The organism is Brevundimonas sp. (assembly GCF_965279155.1).
Classification (GTDB): domain Bacteria; phylum Pseudomonadota; class Alphaproteobacteria; order Caulobacterales; family Caulobacteraceae; genus Brevundimonas.
Genome location: NZ_OZ257138.1, coordinates 2,436,105 through 2,451,647, shown reverse-complemented (window position 1 = coordinate 2,451,647; position 15,543 = coordinate 2,436,105). Strand labels below are relative to the sequence as shown.

The window sequence follows — 15,543 nt, the reverse complement described above, 5'->3', positions numbered from 1 at the left end:
GGCTATTTCGCCGAAAGAAAGGCGTCCAGGTCGGCGTAGAATGACTGCGGCTGGTCGAACATGATGAAATGGGCGCTGTCGTCGATGCGCTTCAGTTCGACGCCTTTCAGATTGGCGAATGAGGCCTGATAGATGGCGTCGGTGACCTGGGGCGTCATGCGCGCATCGTTGAACTTGACGTACAGCACCTCGGTCGGGGCGGTGATCTTCGACAGTTCGGGACGCAGGTCGGTGGCGACCAGTTCACGGAAGGCGGCGGCGGAGACCTTCTGGTCGCTGGTCCGCATGTCCTCCAGCGCCTCTGCGCGGCGGCTTTCGGTATTGATCATGCCGCTGATGCTGGTCGTGGCCTGGGCGACATAGGCCTCGCGCGGGCTGGTGGATTGGGCGGTCCAGATTTGGTCGGCGACGGGGGTCACGCTCTCGGCCGTCGCGCCCGGCGCTGCGAACATCGCGCCCATGAAGGGGATCATGTCCACGACCATCAATTTGCCCACGCTGTCGGGATGGCGCGCGGCCAGCATCAGGCCGATGGTCCCTCCCATCGAATGGCCGACCACGGCCGGCTTGATCAATCCGTTCTCGCGGATGTAGCGGGCGATCTCCTCGGCGACCGGAGCAGCGACGGGTGTCGGCGTCGCGCCTTGGGCGTTGCCCTCGGCCGGCGCGCCGGCAAAGCCCTGGACGTGGATGCGGTGAACGCGCCAGCCCACGCCGTCCTGCGCCGTCAGATGGTCCACCGTCCCCTGCCAGACCTCGGGCGAGGAACTGAGGCCGGGGATCAGGATGATGTCGCGCCCGTCGGTGTCGCCATCGACGCGGACATGGATCCGGTCGGAGGCGAAGGCCGCATGGCTATGGCCGTGTTCGGGATACGTGCCGTGGCCGTCCTGGGCGGAGACGATAGCCGGCGCGCCCAACATGGCGGCGGCGATGGCGAGGATGCGGAACATGGCGAAACTTCCCTTGGACGACCTGAGCGGCATTCTTCGAACAAGACATAACCCCGCCGCGACAGGCAGGGGAAGGGTCTATGGCTGCGACGCCCACGCTGTTAAACAGCGCGGATGACCGCCGCTCCCGTTCAGCCTACCCAAGTCGAAGCCGCCCCGTCCAAGGCGGGCGTCAGTCCGTTCGGCAAGGGGTTCGTCACCGACGCCTGGTATTTCGTCGCCCTTGGCCGCGACGTCGCGCCCGCCAGTCTGAAGCGCTACGAGATCATGGGCGAGCCGGTGCTGGTCGGCCGCACCCGCGCGGGCCAGGTCTATGCGATGCGCGACATCTGTCCCCACCGCGCCGCCCCCCTGTCGGCGGGAAAGCTGGTGGAGAAGCCTGGCGAGGGCGAGACGGTCGAATGCCCATATCACGGCTGGCGTTTCCGCACCGACGGGGTCTGCGCCGCCATCCCTTCGCTGGTCGAGGATCAGGCGTTCGAGGCCGACCGCATCCGCGTGCGGTCCTATCCGGTGCGCGAGAGCCAGGGGATCGTCTTCGTCTGGATGGCGTCCGACGCCCGCAATCCGATGGAGCCGGACCACGAGCCGCCGGTCTTTCCCGGCGTCGTGGGCGGCGAGGCCAAGCTGGTCGAGGCGATGGATTTCGACAGCCACATCGACCACGCCGTCGTCGGCCTGATGGACCCCGCCCACGGGCCCTACGTTCACCAGCAATGGTGGTGGCGATCCGAACATTCGATGCACGAAAAGGCAAAGGCGTTCGCGCCGACCGAGTTCGGCTGGGCCATGGTGCGCCACGCGCCGTCGTCGAACAGCCGACTCTACAAGATCCTGGGCGGGGCGCCGGCGACCGAGATCACCTTCCGCCTGCCCGGCTTCCGCTGGGAGCATATTCAGGTCGGCGAGAAGCAGGTGCTGGCCCTGACCTGCCTGACGCCGATCACCGACACCAAGACGCGCATCACCCAGATCTTCTGGTCCGACCACTGGGTGTTCGACCTGGCCAAACCCTTCCTGCGGATGGGGGTGGTCGCCTTCCTGAAACAGGACGGCGGCATGGTGAATCTGCAGAATGAAGGCCTGCGGTACGACCCCGCCCTGATCTGGATCGACGACGCCGACAGACAGGCGAAATGGTATCAGCAGCTGAAGCGCGAATGGGCCAAGAGCCGCGCCGAGGATCGGCCGTTCGTGAACCCGATCCAGCCGGTGACGCTGAGGTGGAAGAGCTGAAAGCCGTTTCCTTCTCCCCTCGGGGGAGAAGGTGGCCGAGCGCAGCGAGGTCGGATGAGGGGGCTGGTTCCGCAGCCTTAGCCCTCACCGCAGCGAGGCGGATAGATTCCCCTCATCCGAGGCCTTCGGCCCCACCTTCTCCCCCAAGGGGAGAAGGGCTTAAAGCTTCAACCCGACTTCACCGGCCAGATCGGCCAGTTTCACCATTGGGCGAGGTCCCCAGTGGGCGATGACTTCCGACGCCGCCAGCGAACCAAGCTTGCCCGCCTCTTCCAGCGTCAGGCCGCGCGCCAGGCCCAGCAGGAAGCCGGCGGCGTACTGGTCGCCGGCGCCGGTGGTGTCGATCACTTTGGCGACCGGATAGGCGGCGACCACGACGCGCTCGTCGCCCTTGATCACCACCGAGCCGTGTTCGCCGCGCGTAACGGCGGCGATCTCGACGATGGCGGCCAACTTCGCGGCGGCGGCGTCGAAGTCTTCGGTTTCGAACAGGGCGCCCAGCTCGGCCTCGTTGGCCAGGACGATGTCTGCGGACTGGGTGATGAAGTCCAGCAGTTCGGCGCGCCAGCGGGCGACGACGAAGGTGTCGGACAGGGTGATGGCGACCTTGCGGCCCGCCGTGTGCGCGGCGGCGGCGGCGCGTTCGAAGGCGGCGCGGGCGGGCGCCGGGTCGAACAGATAGCCTTCCAGATAGACGATCTGGCTGGAGGCGATCAGGGCCTCGTCGATGTCGTCGGCGTACAGCTGGTTCGCGGCGCCCAGGAAGGTGGCCATGGTGCGCGCGCCGTCCGACAGGACGTTGATCAGGCAGCGGCCTGTGCCGAAGCCCTTGTCCGCCCCGCCCGTCAGGACCGGGGTGGTGAAGTGGACGCCGGCGGCGCGGATGTCGTGGCTGAACACCTCGCCCAGGGTGTCGTCCGCCACCTTGCCGATATAGGCCGCGCGGCCGCCGAACGAGCCGACGCCCGCCACGGTGTTGCCGGCGGAACCGCCCGAGGCCTCGACGCCCGGCGCCATGGCGTCATACAGGGCGGCGCTGCGCTCGGCGTCGACCAGCTGCATCGAGTTGGGGGCCAGGTCCTGGGCCGTCAGGAAGGCGGCGTCGCAGGGGCTGAGGACATCGACGATGGCGTTGCCGACGGCGCAGACGTCATATTGGGCGGTGTTCTGGGTCATGGTCGCGCCTTAGCGGTTGAACGACCCCGCGTCACCCGAAATCATATAAGGAAGCCCTTATATGCCCGCCCCCGCTTCGATATGAAGATCCCATGATCCAGATCGCCGTCCTGATCCCCGATCCGTCCGACCGTTCCTACATCGGCCGCTGGCCCGAGGTGCTGGAGCGACTGAAGGCGACGCTGGAAAGCACGGGGGCGACGGTTTCGCCGACGCCGTGGACCGATCATGTCGAGGACGCCTCGGGTCTGGCGGCCTATGATCTGATCCTGCCGGTCATCGCTTGGGGCTATCACCGCGATCATGGGCGCTGGCTGAAGGCCTGCAAGACCTGGACAGAAGCGGGCCTGCCGGTGGCCAATCCGGCGCAGGTGCTGCGCTGGAACTCGGACAAAGCCTATCTGGCGCGGCTGGCGGACAAGGGCGTGCCCATTCCGCCCACACGTTGGACCGACGGCGTGACCCAGGATCAGGTGGACGCCGCCTTCGCCGAGACCGGCGCGCCACTGCTGATCGTCAAGCCGACCGTGTCGGCCGGGGCGTTTCGCACCCTGCGTCTGGCGCCCGGCCAGGCCTTGGCGGAGGCGCCGGAGGGGGCGGCGATGATCCAGCCCTATCTGAAATCCATCGAGACCGAAGGCGAGACATCGCTGCTGTTCTTCGGCGGCCGGTTCAGCCATGCGGTCAACAAGCGCCCTGTGCCCGGCGACTTCCGCATCCAGATGCAGTTCGGCGGCCTTTATACGACTGTCACGCCGGACGCCGAGGCGATGGCCCTGGCGCAGCAGGTGCTGGCCGCCATCGACGAGCCGCTGCTGTACGCCCGCATCGACCTGGCCCGCGACGACGCCGGGGCCTGGGTGTTGATGGAGGCCGAACTGATCGAGCCGGACTTCTACCTGGACCACGACCCGGCGAACGGCGCCGGCTTCGCCGAGGCCGTGAGGGTGCGGCTGGAAGCCTAGGCCGCCTCGCGCAGCGGGGGCAGCAGATTGTCCAGATCAAGCAGGCTGATCAGGTTGCTGTCGACCGCGAACACGCCTGACACGACACCAGGGCCCTGAGCCTCGCCCATGTTCGGCGGATCCTGACGCGCCGCGTCGTCCAGTTGCATGATGTCCGACACGCCCTCGACCAGCAGTCCGACGGTGCGTTCGCCACAGCGCACGACAACGATGGCGTGACGGGCGGACGGCTCGGTCGAAGGCAGGCCCAGCCGCGAAGCCAGGTCGATGATCGGCAACACCGTTCCGCGCAGATTCACCACGCCCTTCATATAGGCCGGCGCGCCGGGCAGCGGCGTCGTCGCCGTCCAGCCGCGGATCTCCAGCACCGAGGTGATGTCGATGCAGAAGGCCTGTTCGCCGACGCGGAAGCCGACCAGTTCGCGTTGTCCGGGAGCACGGGCGGTCATCAGAACTCCTCCCAATCGGACTGAACCGCGGCGGCGCGACCGCCGCCGACGGCCATGCGCGCCCGAGCGGGCGCGGCCTGGGCGCGGGCGAAGCTTTCAATCCTGGCCTGGGCTTTTCGGATCGGCGTCGGCGCTTGGGCAGCGACCTGGCTGGTCTCGAAACGTCCGACCAGTTCGGCCAGTTCGGCGGCTTCGCGGCTCAGGCTCAGGCTGGCGGCCGTCGACTGCTCCACCATCGCGGCGTTCTGCTGGGTGACCTGATCCATCTGGTTCACGGCGGTGTTGACCTCGGCCAGGCCGACCGCCTGTTCCTGGGTCGAGGCGCGGATTTCGCTCATCAGGGTGGTGATTTCCTCGATCCGGCCGGCGATGCCGGTCAGGGCCTCGCCAGACTGCCGCACCAGAACCACGCCGTCCTTGACCTGACTGCTGCTGGCCGAGATCAGCGTCTTGATCTCCTTGGCCGATTCCGCCGAACGCTGGGCCAGAGCCCGGACTTCCGACGCGACGACAGCGAACCCGCGACCGGCCTCGCCGGCGCGGGCGGCCTCGACCCCGGCGTTCAGGGCCAGAAGGTTGGTCTGGAAGGCGATCTCGTCGATGACGCCGATGATCTGGCCGATTTCATTGGACGAGCGTTCGATCTCGCCCATGGCGGCGACGGCCTTCTGGACGACCACGCCGCCGGTCTCGGCCTGGGTCCGACTTTGGGTGACCACGCCGTCCGCGGCCTGGGCGTTCTCGGCCGTCTTGCGGACGGTTGCCGTGATCTCGTCGAGGGCGGCTGCGGTCTCTTCCAGGCTGGCGGCCTGTTGTTCGGTGCGGCGCGACAAGTCTTCGGCGGCGCTGCTGATCTCGTTGGCGCCGGACTGCATCGATCCGGCGTTGAGCCCGATCACGCCGACGGCCTCGTCCAGCGCGCCCATCGCCTGGTTGAAGTTCTCGCGCAGGACGGCGTAGTCGCCGGGGAAGTCTTCCTCGATCCGATAGGACAGGTCGCCTTCAGCCATGGCCGACAGACCGCGCGCCGTGCCTTCGACGACGGCGGCCTGGACCTGAGCCGCCTGCCGGTCCGCCTCGGCGCGCCGCTCACGTTCGTCTTCGACGGCCGTCACGTCCATGGCGAACTTCACGACCTTGTAGGGGCGGCCCTCCTTGTCGAGGATCGGATTGTAGCTGGCCTCGATCACCGCGCGCTTTCCGCCCTTGCCGTAGCGGACGAACTTGTCGGCGACGAACTCGCCCGCGTTGAGCCGACGCCAGAACTCGGCGTAGGCCGGCGTCTGGGCTTCTGCGGGATCCACGAACATGCGGTGGTGCCGGCCGACGATCTCGCCGAGATCGTAACCGACGACCGACAGGAAGTTGTGGTTCGCGTCCCGGATCGTGCCGTCCAGATCGAACTGGATCACCGCCTGTGAGCGGTCAACAGCCGCCAGCATGCTTTGCAGTTCAATAAGCTTACTGTCGTCTTTCGGCTTACCGAAAACTCGCATCTGCATAACCTCTCAGTTGAATCTATGAGCTTGATCCCACAGAACCAGTTTAAAAGGACTGTAATCTTGGTTAGCACGCTAAGGCTCAACCTTAACGAGTATTCAGTTCGCGTTTTACGTTTTGGATTTAAATTCATGAGCCGCTAGACGGCCTGATGAGGTCGAGTTGCCCAATATCAAATCCTCTTCGCTCGATATTTCGCGCGAGACGCTGCAGCTGAAGGTGGCCTTGCAGGTCATGTTGACCGCACGACGATGGAAATCGTGGGTCGCCGAGATGTTTCGAGACGCCGGGCACACGGGCGCCCCGACTCTCGTCCTTTATTACCTCGTCGATCAGCCCAAGGGGCTTACGCTTTCCGAACTGTCGAGCAGGATGGAGCTGTCCGGCGCCTCCCTGACCCGGCTGGTCCAGAGGCTGGAACGGGACGGCATGGTCAGTCGGCGTCGTATGATGGGCGACGGGCGATCATGGCTGATCGTGATGGAGCCGGCAGGCCGTGCGGAAATGGAGGCGTTCGAGGTTCATGCCGCCGCCATGCGTCAGCGGGTGTTCGAGGGCTTGTCAGACGACGACATGACCGCAGCCCTCAGGGTGCTGGACGCCGTAGCGGCGAAACTGACGCACAGCCCCGACGCACCCGGCAGCTAGCCGGCCTCGCCCAGCGCCAGCAGCCCCGCTCGCGAGGGACACAGGTCAGCGATGAGGCATGACAGGCATTTGGGCTTTCTGGCCGTGCATGTGTAGCGGCCGTGCAGGATCAGCCAGTGGTGCGCCTTGGGCAGCCAATCTTCCGGCACGACCTTGAACAATTGGGCCTCCACCTTGTCCGGCGTTGCGGCGCTGGCCAGGCCCAGCCGGTGCGAGACACGGAAAACATGGGTGTCGACGGCGATGGCCGCCTCGATCCCCAGTTCGTTCAGCACGACCGAAGCGGTCTTGCGCCCCACGCCGGGCAGGGCCTGAAGATCGGCGCGGTTCAGCGGGACCTCGCCCCCATGCTGCTCCAGCACGATGCGGCTCAGGGCGATGACGTTCCTGGCCTTGCCGCGATAAAGGCCGATGGAGGCGATGTAGGGGACAAGCCCCTCTTCCCCCAGGGCCAGCATCTTTTCCGGCGTGTCCGCGACCTTAAACAGTCGGTCGGTCGCTTTGTTCACCGATACGTCCGTGGCCTGGGCCGACAGGGCGACGGCGACGACCAGGGTGTAGGGGTTGGAGAAGTTCAGCTCGGTCCTGGGGTCGGGCATGACGCCGGCAAGGCGTTCGAAGATGGTCTCGACCCGGTCCTCGTCGGGCGGCCAGCGCAGCACGGGAATGGACGCGCCAGTCATGATGGACGGGCGTTTGGCGGGCTTTGCAGCAGGTTTCTTGGCCTTGGCGGGCTTCATGCCTCGCTGTCGCCGTCGCTGCGACGCGGGTCAAGACCCAGGGCCGTCAGGGCGGCATCGGCCGCGCGGCGCCCCTCCATCCAGGCGCCGTGCGCCGTGCCGTAATAGACCGGCGCCGTCGCCTCGCCGGCCAGGAATATCCGGTCCTCGACCGAGGTGCGCAGCTTGGCTCGGTCCGCCGCATGGCCCGGCAGGGCGTGGGAATAGGCGCCGCGCGACCAGGGATCGACGCCCCATCCGCTGACCGCGACCGCCTCCAGCCGTCTGCGCATGTCCGAACCCAAGGCCGCGACCAGTTCGGATAGGGCGAAGTCGAACAGGGCGGCCGGACCCTGCGCCTCCAGCCCCCAGGCCAGGTCGGCGCCGAAATAGGCCTCGATCATCGGACGCCCGAATGGCCGCAGGTGATAGCCGCCCGTCTCGGCCGTATCGGTGCGGGTCCAAAGCTGGGTGTCGGGCTGGAAATCGCCCGCGCCGCGCATCGTCATATGCACCTTGGACGCCAGACCCAGGGGCACGCCCGCCGTCGCCTCCAGCAGGAAGGGGACGGGCGGGTCGATGCGGACGGTCTCGCTGGCGATCAGACTGTTGGGCACGGTCAAGATCACGACTTGCGCAGTCAGTTCGCCGCGGTTGGTTTCCAGCCGCAGCAGGGGCTCGGAACGGTCGATCCGCCGCACGGCGCAGTCCGTCACCGTGACCGACGAAACGGCCTCGCCCAGCCGCGCGATCAGGCGGCCATAGCCCTCGCGCACCCGCCAGTTCACGCCGGTGTCGCCATAGGCGTCGTAATCGAGGCTGGAGACCTCGGCGAAGCGGGCGCCGTTCAGGGCGCCGGAGATGGCGTCCATCCGCGCATTCCAGCGGCTGTCGGGATCGAAGAAATCCGACGCCGGGCGGTCCTCGCCCCTAGCGGCCGCCTCGGTGACGCGCTGGTCGAAGGCGGCGAAGGCCTCGCCGAACTCGGCCTGATCCGCGCGGGTCATCTCGTGGTCGAAGGCCTGGGTGCGCCAGGGCGGCGGGGTCTGGTCCAGCGTCAGCCCCTCGGCCTCGACCCGCCCGGCCAGAACATTGTCGTCGGCCGAGTGCAGCCAGCCGCAGCCCATGTCCAACCCTTCGCCCTCGGCCCTGAGCGTCCAGGCGCGCCCGCCGATCCGCTCGCGGGCCTCAAGGATCAGGATCGACAGATCCGGCCGCATCAGGCGACGCGCGGCGGCGATCCCGGCCGCGCCGGCGCCGATCACGACGACATCAACCTGTGACGGAAGCGGATTCGAGGCCTTGGGGAGATCGGTCATGCAGCGGGAAAGATACACGAAATCCCCCGCCGCCGTGGAAGCGTTCAAACATTCGCACGATTGGACATTGATTTTTGGACGGCGGGGTCCATTTTAGCGCCGCTTCAAAACGTCGCACCCTCCCCGGATGTCCAATGTCGCCTGAACTCAAGAAACGCCTGCCGCTGTTCGCGGCGGTCATCGTCGGCCTCGCCCTGATCGTGGGGGGCGTCATCTGGTGGGTGAACGGCCAGCGGTGGGAGACCACCGACAACGCCTTCGTCCAGGCGGACACGACCTTGGTCAGCCCGCAACTGTCCGGGCGTGTGACCGAGGTTCTGGTCGGCGACAACCAGCGGGTCGAGGCGGGGCAGATCCTGGTCAAGCTGGACGATTCCGATCAGAAGGCCGAACTGGCCCAGGCCGAGGCCAATCTGGCGGCCGCCATCGCCTCCGTCGGCCATGTCGACGCCCAGGCCGAGCAGGAACAGGCGACCATCGCCGCCCGCGCCGCCGCCGTGACCCAGGCGAACGCCCAGGCCGGTCTGGCCCGCGCCGAGGTTGATCGCTACGGCAAGCTGGCCGAACAGGGCTGGGTCTCGCAGCAGCGTATCCAGACCGAACGCGCCTCGGCCGCCACCGCATCCGCCGGCGTGCAGCAGGCCCAGGCCGCCCTGGTCGCTGAACAACGCACCGCCGGGGTGCTGGGCTCGACCCGCCAGCAGAGCGTCGCCGCCGTCGAACAGGCCCGCGCCGTCGTCGATCAGGCCCGAATCGCCCTGGAGCGCACCGTCATCCGCGCCCCCGCCGCCGGCGTCGTCGGCGCCCGCAGCGTCCGCGCCGGCCAGTATGTCAACGCCGGCACCCAGCTGCTGTCCATCGTGCCCCTGACCCAGACCTATATCGTCGCCAACTTCAAGGAGACGCAGCTGGACAAGGTGCGTCTGGGCCAGACCGTCGAGATTTCGGCCGACGCCTTCCCCGGCCGCAAGATCGAGGGCCGGGTCGACAGCTTCGCCCCCGCCACCGGATCCGAGTTCGCCCTGATCCCGGTCGAGAACGCCACCGGCAACTTCACCAAGATCACCCAGCGCGTGCCGGTGCGGATCGTGGTCAGCGGCGCCGACCGCAGTCTGGCCCTGCGTCCCGGCCTGTCGGTGGACGTCAAGATCGACCTGAAGAGCCAGGGCGGCCAGAGCTTCGGCGAGGCCGCGATCGGGGCCGCCCCCTCCTCCGCCGCCCCGGGAGCCGCAGGCCAGTGACAACCGCCGCCCCCGCCGCAGATGGCGGGGCCCCTGCCGCGCCCAAGGGCCCCGTCGCCGGTCATCCCGAAATCAATTGGACCATGCTGCTGCTCGGCTTCGCCGGGATGGTCGTGGGCCAGTTCATGGCCATTCTGGACATCCAGATCGTCGCCGCTTCCCTGCCCCAGATCCAGGCCGGCGTCGGCGCCTCGGCTGACGAGATCAGCTGGATTCAGACGGCCTATCTGATCCCCGAAGTGGTCATGATCCCGCTGTCGGGCTTCCTGTCGCGGCTGTGGGGGACGCAGCGCCTGTTCCTGGCCTCGTGCGCCGGCTTTGTGCTGATGAGCATCGCCACGGGCTTGTCGTCGTCCATCGACATGATGATCCTGTTCCGCGCCATTCAGGGCTTCGTCGGCGGGGCCATGATCCCGACCGTCTTCGCCGTCGCCTTCACCGCCTTTCCGCCGGACAAGCGGGTCACGGCCAGCGTGGTCATGGGCCTGATCGTAACCCTGGCGCCGACCGTCGGCCCGACGCTGGGCGGACACCTGACCGAGTGGCTGAGCTGGCGCTGGCTGTTCTTCATCAATGTCGGGCCAGGTCTGCTGGTGCTGTTTCTTGTCGGGCGGTACGGCAACTTCGACAAGGGCGATCCGACGCTGGCGAAAGGGTTCGACTGGTTGGGCCTGGGCTTCATGGCCGCCTTCCTGATGTCGATGCAGTTCGTGCTGGAGGAAGGGGCCAAGAACGACTGGTTCGACGACACCCATATCCTGCTTCTGGCGGTGGTCGCGGCCGTCGCCGGGCCGGTCTTCATCTGGCGGTCCCTGACCTATCGCCAGCCGATCGTGGAGTTGCGCGCGTTCGGCAACCGCAACTTCCTGGTCGGCTTCATCATGACCTTCATCGTCGGTTTCGCCCTGTTCGGCGGCACCTTCCTGTTGCCGTTGTTCCTGGGCCGGGTGCTGCACTATTCCTCGTCGGAGGTGGGCACCACCATGGTCGTGTCCGGGCTGGCCATGTTCGCCACCGCACCGTTCGCAGGGCGACTGGTGCGCAAGATGGATGCGCGCATCCTGATGTTCGGCGGCTTCATGCTGTGCGCCTGGGGCATGTGGGAGGCGCGGGTCGTCACCCAGAACTGGGGCTTTTGGGAATTCGCCTCGGTCCAGGCTTTCCGGGGCGTGGGCGTCATGCTGGCCATGATCGCCTCGCAACAGGTGACGATGGCGACCCTGCCGCCGCACATGGTCAAGAACGCCTCAGGCCTGGTCAATCTGGCGCGCAACGTCGGCGGCGCCTTCGGCCTGGCGATCCTGAACACCAGCCTGACCACCAACACCGCCCTGCACATGGCCGAACTGACCAGCGCAATCAGTGAAGGCGATCAGGCGATGCGGCAGATGCTGGCGGGAATGGCGTTGCGGTTCTCCGGCTCCATCGACCCGGCCGCCTCGGCGATGAAGGCGGTCTATGGCATTCTGCAACGGCAGGCGACGACGATGGCGTTCGGCGACGCCTTCGCCTTGCTGGGCCTCCTCTGCGCCGGCGCGGCCTTCGTCACCCTGGCGGCCCAGCCGGTGAAGGCCCAGGCGGGCGCGCCGCCCTCGGACGTCCACTGATGGCGCGCCGTCGTGGGCAGGTCGACGAACGAAAGAGCGAGGCGATCCTGGACGCCGCCGCGACCCTGTTCGCCGACAAGGGACTGCAGGCCAAGATGGACGAGATCGCCAAACTGGCCGGTGTCTCGAAACAGACGGTCTACAACCGCTTCGCCTCCAAGCTGGAGATCGCCCAGGCCCTGGCGTCGAAGCGGGTCGAGGACATCGTCGCGCCCCTGCGAGGGACCGGCGATCCGCAGACGGTGCTGGAGACCTTGGCCCTGACCCTGCTGAACCGGGTGTGCAGCGCCGACAAGGTCGGCTCCATGCGCGGCGTGGCCCTGGTGTCGGTCGAGGCGCCCGAGATCGCCCACGCCATCTATGAGGCCGGCCCGCGTCGCAGCCTGAAGGAGGTGGCGCTGTGGCTGGCGGAACAGTCGCGGCTAGGCCGGCTGACCGTCGCCGATCCCGAGGAGGCGGCCGAGATGTTCTCGGGGCTGGTGCTGGGACACGGACACCTGCGCGCCATGCTGGACGTGCCTCAACTGGCGCCCGAGAAGCGCGCCGCGCGGGCCAGGGAGGCGGCCCGGATCTTCGTCGTCGCCCATGCTCCGCGTCCGTCCATGGCGAAGACTTCTTGACCCCGCCGCGTTAGAAGCGCTGGTGTTTTCCTAGCCTGAGAGTGTCGCAATGCTGATCCATCTGTCGTCCTGGCCCGAGATCGACGCCCGGCTGAACGACGGCGGTCCGTTGTCGAAGACGGTGGTCGTGCCCATCGGCTCCAACGAGCAGCACGGGCCGACGGGCCTTCTGGGCACCGACTGGCTGTGCCCCGAGATCATCGCCCATGCGGCCGAGAAGGCCGACGGCAACCTGATCGTGGCTCCGACCTTCAACATCGGCATGGCCCAGCACCATCTGGCCTTCGCCGGCACCATCAGCTTGCGCCCCTCGACCTTCATGGCCGCGATCACGGACTGGGTGTCGTCGCTGAGCCGGCACGGGTTCGAACGAATCTATTTCCTGAACGGACACGGCGGCAATGTCGCCACCATCGAGGCGACCATCTCTGAGATCTACGCCGAGTGGAGTTTCGTCGAGGATCAACCGCCGTTCATTCTTAAGCTGAAGAACTGGTGGGATCTGCCCGGCGTGCATGGGTTGTGCAACCGCCTGTTCCCGACCGGCCACGGGATGCACGCCACCCCGTCAGAGATCGCGGTGACGCAGGCCGCCTATCCCGACCGGATCAAGACGGCTGAGTATTCGCCCAAGATCGCACCCAACGGCCCGATCCGCGACGCCCTGGACTATCGCGCCCGCTTCCCCGACGGCCGCATCGGCTCGGACCCGGCCCAGGCCAGTCCTGAGAAGGGCCGGCAGATCATCGACGCGGCGATCCCCGCCCTGTTGAGCGATATCGCGGCCTTCGCCGCAGAGACCCAACCTGGAGGTCCTCACTGACCCGCAAGACCCCCACCGCCGCCAACGCGGCCATCGTCGGCGCCGAGCTTCTGGCCGCATCGGCCGAGGTGATCGCGGCCCGCACCGGCCTGATGGCCCAGGGCCTGACCAGCGCCAAGGGTCAGGACCTGAAGGAGCTGTCGCTGATGAGTTCGGAGAAGACCGAGGCCCTGTCCGCCTCGGCCGACGCCATGGCCGCCAGCGCCGGGGCCATAGGCCAGCGGCTGGGACGGGCGGCGATGGACGAGGGCGCCCATGCTTTGCGGGCGGCGGCGGCGGTCACCCAGGCGCGCACCCCGGCCAAGGCGGCCGAAGCCCAGTTCAGCTATGCGATGGGCTGGTGGAGCCGGGCGGCGGCCCAGGCCATGACCCTCAACGGCGAACTGATGAAGGCCCAGGTCGAGGCCATGGCCCCCATCCACAAGACGGCGACGGCCAACGCGAAGCGGCTGCGCAAGAAGAGCTAGCGCCTACGGTAATGCTGAGCGCGGGCGCCGCAAGCGGACACGCTTATGGTCCGCAAAGGGGTGGGTAGCGGACCTTGGCGCCGGCTCAGGTCCTAGCCCGCGCCCAGAAGTGATCTGGCGAACGACCGAGTCAGTGACGGATTATCATCGCCGACCGAAGCCGCACGGTTTCGACCTGCTCATCGCCGGTCACGATCACGATCCAAGACCTAGCGCCATGCCCCGAGGTGTCGAACTCGACCTCGGCGGCCTTCCAGTTCCGGGGAGCGTCCGCCTGCACGAACAGCCGCGGTCCCGGTGGCGTCGAGGCGTCGCGCGGCGGCAGGGGTCGGCTTGGCTGAACCCTCAGCAGCTTGCCCAAGGGCAGATTCGCCAAGGCGCGCCTTGGATCGTCACAGGCCGTGGCCGACTCCTGCGGATCACAATCGAGGGCGAACGGCAGCTCATCCGTCCCGGCCGCCAGCCGCATCGCCTCGGCCAGCCGGCCGAGCGTCGCCAGTTGGCTGTCTATCTGCCCCTCGGACCCGCCAATATAGCCGGTCAACTCGGCGCACCGCACCTCAGTCGCCGGCTCGGGATAGGACGGCCCATACTGCACCCCCGAACCCAGGTCGCTGACGGTCAATACGGTCTGCGGATCGTCAGGATTGCCGGGCGCGCTTGGATTGCCAGCCGAGACCACATGCACCCGCCGGGCGCAGATTCCGTCTCGCTCGGGCCGGGACTTTTCCCAGAACAGCGCCCGGTAAACCTGCCCCGGGACCCAGTAGCGTCTCACCCATCCCCCGGTGATCCGCTCCGCCGTCTCAGGTGGCAGCACCTTGGGCGCCAGCACCAGAGGATCGGCTTGTTTGACGTCCGCCAGCGGCAGGGTCCGCTCGGGCTCTTGCGCTGTGAGGGCCATCGCGAACAGCAGTTCCATCATAACGCGCACCCTCCTAGATTTTGCGTCACTATAGCCTCAGCTGGCCGGTAGGGCGACTAATCAACCGGCCACTGAAGGCGCTTGCCGAGCGCTTCATGAAACAAGCTGCACACCCCGTCACGGATCGATTGCATGGAACGTCCGCAAAGGATCGTGAATCGTCTTCAAGATCGCGCCGACAACCGAACCTTCAAAATCATCACTGCTGGGAAGGGCTGGATGAAGCGGCCAGTCTCAGGCCGTCTCGACGACCTTGAGCTTGGGCTTCTTGACCTTGGCGGGTTTGGCCGGGCGGTCGGCCTTCTTGGCGGCCTTCTCGGCCTTCTTGGCTTCTTTTTCGACCGCCTTCAGCGCCTTCTTGGCGGCCTTGGCCTCGGCCTTGGCGGCGTCGGGGGCGGCGTCTGCGGCGGCGGCCAGCTCGGCCAGCTGAGCCAGGAAGGTTTCGCGTTGGCCCTTGGGCAGCAGGGCCATGATCCGCTTGTCGGCGGCGTCCACCAGCGGACGGGCGGCTTCCAGACGTGCGGCCCCTTCCGTGGATAGACGAACGGCCTTGGCGCGGGCGTCCAGGGTCGAGCGTTCCCGCTCCAGCAGGCCCTTGGCCGTCATGCGGGTGACCAGATCGGCCAGGGTCGAGCGGTCGATGCCGGTCATGCGGACCAGTTCGGTCTGGGTCAGACCGGCCTTGATCGACACCGCCTCCAGCACAGCGAACTGGCGCTGGGTCAGGCCGTCGGCGCCGGTCTCTTCGGCATAGATGTCGAGCGCCAGTTGCAGCGCGCGGTGCATCAGATGGCTGGGCGAGGTCGCCAACGGCCCGACCTTCCTTGCCGCTTTTCCAGCCTTCACCATCGCACCACTCCCCTTAAGTTTCGTCCGAACACGTATCAGCTATGCT

The 15,543-nt window shown here is 67.3% G+C and carries 16 protein-coding genes; 8 read left to right on the top strand and 8 right to left on the bottom strand.

What is annotated here, in order from left to right; genetic code table 11:
* Positions 1-2: 2 nt before the first annotated feature.
* Positions 3-953 carry an alpha/beta fold hydrolase gene (locus ACQY72_RS11720; RefSeq protein WP_428153742.1) on the bottom strand — a complete coding sequence of 317 codons (951 nt, stop codon included), beginning with the start codon at positions 951-953 and terminating at the stop codon, positions 3-5.
* A gap of 114 nt (positions 954-1,067) precedes the next feature.
* Here ACQY72_RS11720 and ACQY72_RS11715 point away from each other — a divergent pair, with 114 nt between their 5' ends.
* Positions 1,068-2,189 carry an aromatic ring-hydroxylating oxygenase subunit alpha gene (locus ACQY72_RS11715; protein WP_428153741.1) on the top strand — a complete coding sequence of 374 codons (1,122 nt, stop codon included), beginning with the start codon at positions 1,068-1,070 and terminating at the stop codon, positions 2,187-2,189.
* A 159-nt stretch (positions 2,190-2,348) separates the two neighbouring features.
* Here the strand turns inward: ACQY72_RS11715 and ACQY72_RS11710 are convergent, their stop codons facing one another.
* Positions 2,349-3,365 carry an adenosine kinase gene (locus tag ACQY72_RS11710; protein ID WP_428153739.1) on the bottom strand — a complete coding sequence of 339 codons (1,017 nt, stop codon included), beginning with the start codon at positions 3,363-3,365 and terminating at the stop codon, positions 2,349-2,351.
* Positions 3,366-3,457: 92 nt separating this feature from the next.
* On the opposite strand from ACQY72_RS11710, the gene ACQY72_RS11705 reads away from it, so the two are divergent.
* Positions 3,458-4,330 carry an ATP-grasp domain-containing protein gene (locus ACQY72_RS11705; protein ID WP_428153738.1) on the top strand — a complete coding sequence of 291 codons (873 nt, stop codon included), beginning with the start codon at positions 3,458-3,460 and terminating at the stop codon, positions 4,328-4,330.
* Here the strand turns inward: ACQY72_RS11705 and ACQY72_RS11700 are convergent.
* Entirely contained in the window at positions 4,327-4,779 is a 453-nt protein-coding gene (locus ACQY72_RS11700; RefSeq protein ID WP_428153736.1) for a chemotaxis protein CheW, read from the bottom strand. The genes ACQY72_RS11705 and ACQY72_RS11700 overlap by 4 nt on opposite strands.
* Positions 4,779-6,221 (bottom strand): methyl-accepting chemotaxis protein, encoded by a 1,443-nt coding sequence (locus ACQY72_RS11695; RefSeq protein WP_428153734.1) that lies wholly within the window; start codon positions 6,219-6,221, stop codon positions 4,779-4,781. The genes ACQY72_RS11700 and ACQY72_RS11695 overlap by 1 nt, the downstream gene beginning before the upstream one ends.
* Before the next feature lie 220 nt (positions 6,222-6,441).
* On the opposite strand from ACQY72_RS11695, the gene ACQY72_RS11690 reads away from it, so the two are divergent.
* The gene (locus ACQY72_RS11690) at positions 6,442-6,927 is read left to right on the top strand and encodes a MarR family winged helix-turn-helix transcriptional regulator (protein ID WP_428153733.1); all 486 of its coding nucleotides are present in this window, start codon (positions 6,442-6,444) and stop codon (positions 6,925-6,927) included.
* On the opposite strand, the gene nth is transcribed toward ACQY72_RS11690, so the two are convergent.
* Together nth and ACQY72_RS11680 are read right to left on the bottom strand one after the other, a co-directional pair.
* The gene (nth, locus tag ACQY72_RS11685; RefSeq protein WP_428153731.1) at positions 6,924-7,667 is read right to left on the bottom strand and encodes an endonuclease III; all 744 of its coding nucleotides are present in this window, start codon (positions 7,665-7,667) and stop codon (positions 6,924-6,926) included. The genes ACQY72_RS11690 and nth overlap by 4 nt on opposite strands.
* Positions 7,664-8,965 (bottom strand): flavin monoamine oxidase family protein, encoded by a 1,302-nt coding sequence (locus ACQY72_RS11680; RefSeq protein ID WP_428153730.1) that lies wholly within the window; start codon positions 8,963-8,965, stop codon positions 7,664-7,666. Before ACQY72_RS11680 ends, nth begins: the two co-directional genes overlap by 4 nt.
* Before the next feature lie 134 nt (positions 8,966-9,099).
* Here ACQY72_RS11680 and ACQY72_RS11675 point away from each other — a divergent pair, with 134 nt between their 5' ends.
* From ACQY72_RS11675 to ACQY72_RS11655, 5 genes are all read left to right on the top strand, one after another.
* Entirely contained in the window at positions 9,100-10,206 is a 1,107-nt protein-coding gene (locus ACQY72_RS11675; RefSeq protein WP_428153729.1) for an HlyD family secretion protein, read from the top strand.
* Positions 10,203-11,813 carry a DHA2 family efflux MFS transporter permease subunit gene (locus ACQY72_RS11670; RefSeq protein WP_428153728.1) on the top strand — a complete coding sequence of 537 codons (1,611 nt, stop codon included), beginning with the start codon at positions 10,203-10,205 and terminating at the stop codon, positions 11,811-11,813. Before ACQY72_RS11675 ends, ACQY72_RS11670 begins: the two co-directional genes overlap by 4 nt.
* Positions 11,813-12,433 (top strand): TetR/AcrR family transcriptional regulator, encoded by a 621-nt coding sequence (locus tag ACQY72_RS11665; protein WP_428153726.1) that lies wholly within the window; start codon positions 11,813-11,815, stop codon positions 12,431-12,433. Before ACQY72_RS11670 ends, ACQY72_RS11665 begins: the two co-directional genes overlap by 1 nt.
* A 49-nt stretch (positions 12,434-12,482) precedes the next feature.
* Positions 12,483-13,256, top strand: coding sequence for a creatininase family protein (locus ACQY72_RS11660; RefSeq protein WP_428153725.1), 774 nt, complete (start codon positions 12,483-12,485; stop codon positions 13,254-13,256).
* A gap of 68 nt (positions 13,257-13,324) precedes the next feature.
* Entirely contained in the window at positions 13,325-13,723 is a 399-nt protein-coding gene (locus tag ACQY72_RS11655) for a phasin family protein (protein ID WP_428153724.1), read from the top strand.
* A 130-nt stretch (positions 13,724-13,853) separates the two neighbouring features.
* Here the strand turns inward: ACQY72_RS11655 and ACQY72_RS11650 are convergent, their stop codons facing one another.
* Both ACQY72_RS11650 and ACQY72_RS11645 read right to left on the bottom strand, forming a co-directional pair.
* Complete coding sequence (locus ACQY72_RS11650; protein WP_428153722.1) at positions 13,854-14,645, bottom strand: hypothetical protein; 792 nt, start codon at positions 14,643-14,645, stop codon at positions 13,854-13,856.
* Between the two features lie 237 nt (positions 14,646-14,882).
* On the bottom strand, positions 14,883-15,497 hold the full coding sequence (locus ACQY72_RS11645) for a MarR family winged helix-turn-helix transcriptional regulator (protein ID WP_428153721.1): 615 nt from the start codon (positions 15,495-15,497) through the stop codon (positions 14,883-14,885).
* Between the last annotated feature and the right edge of the window lie 46 nt (positions 15,498-15,543).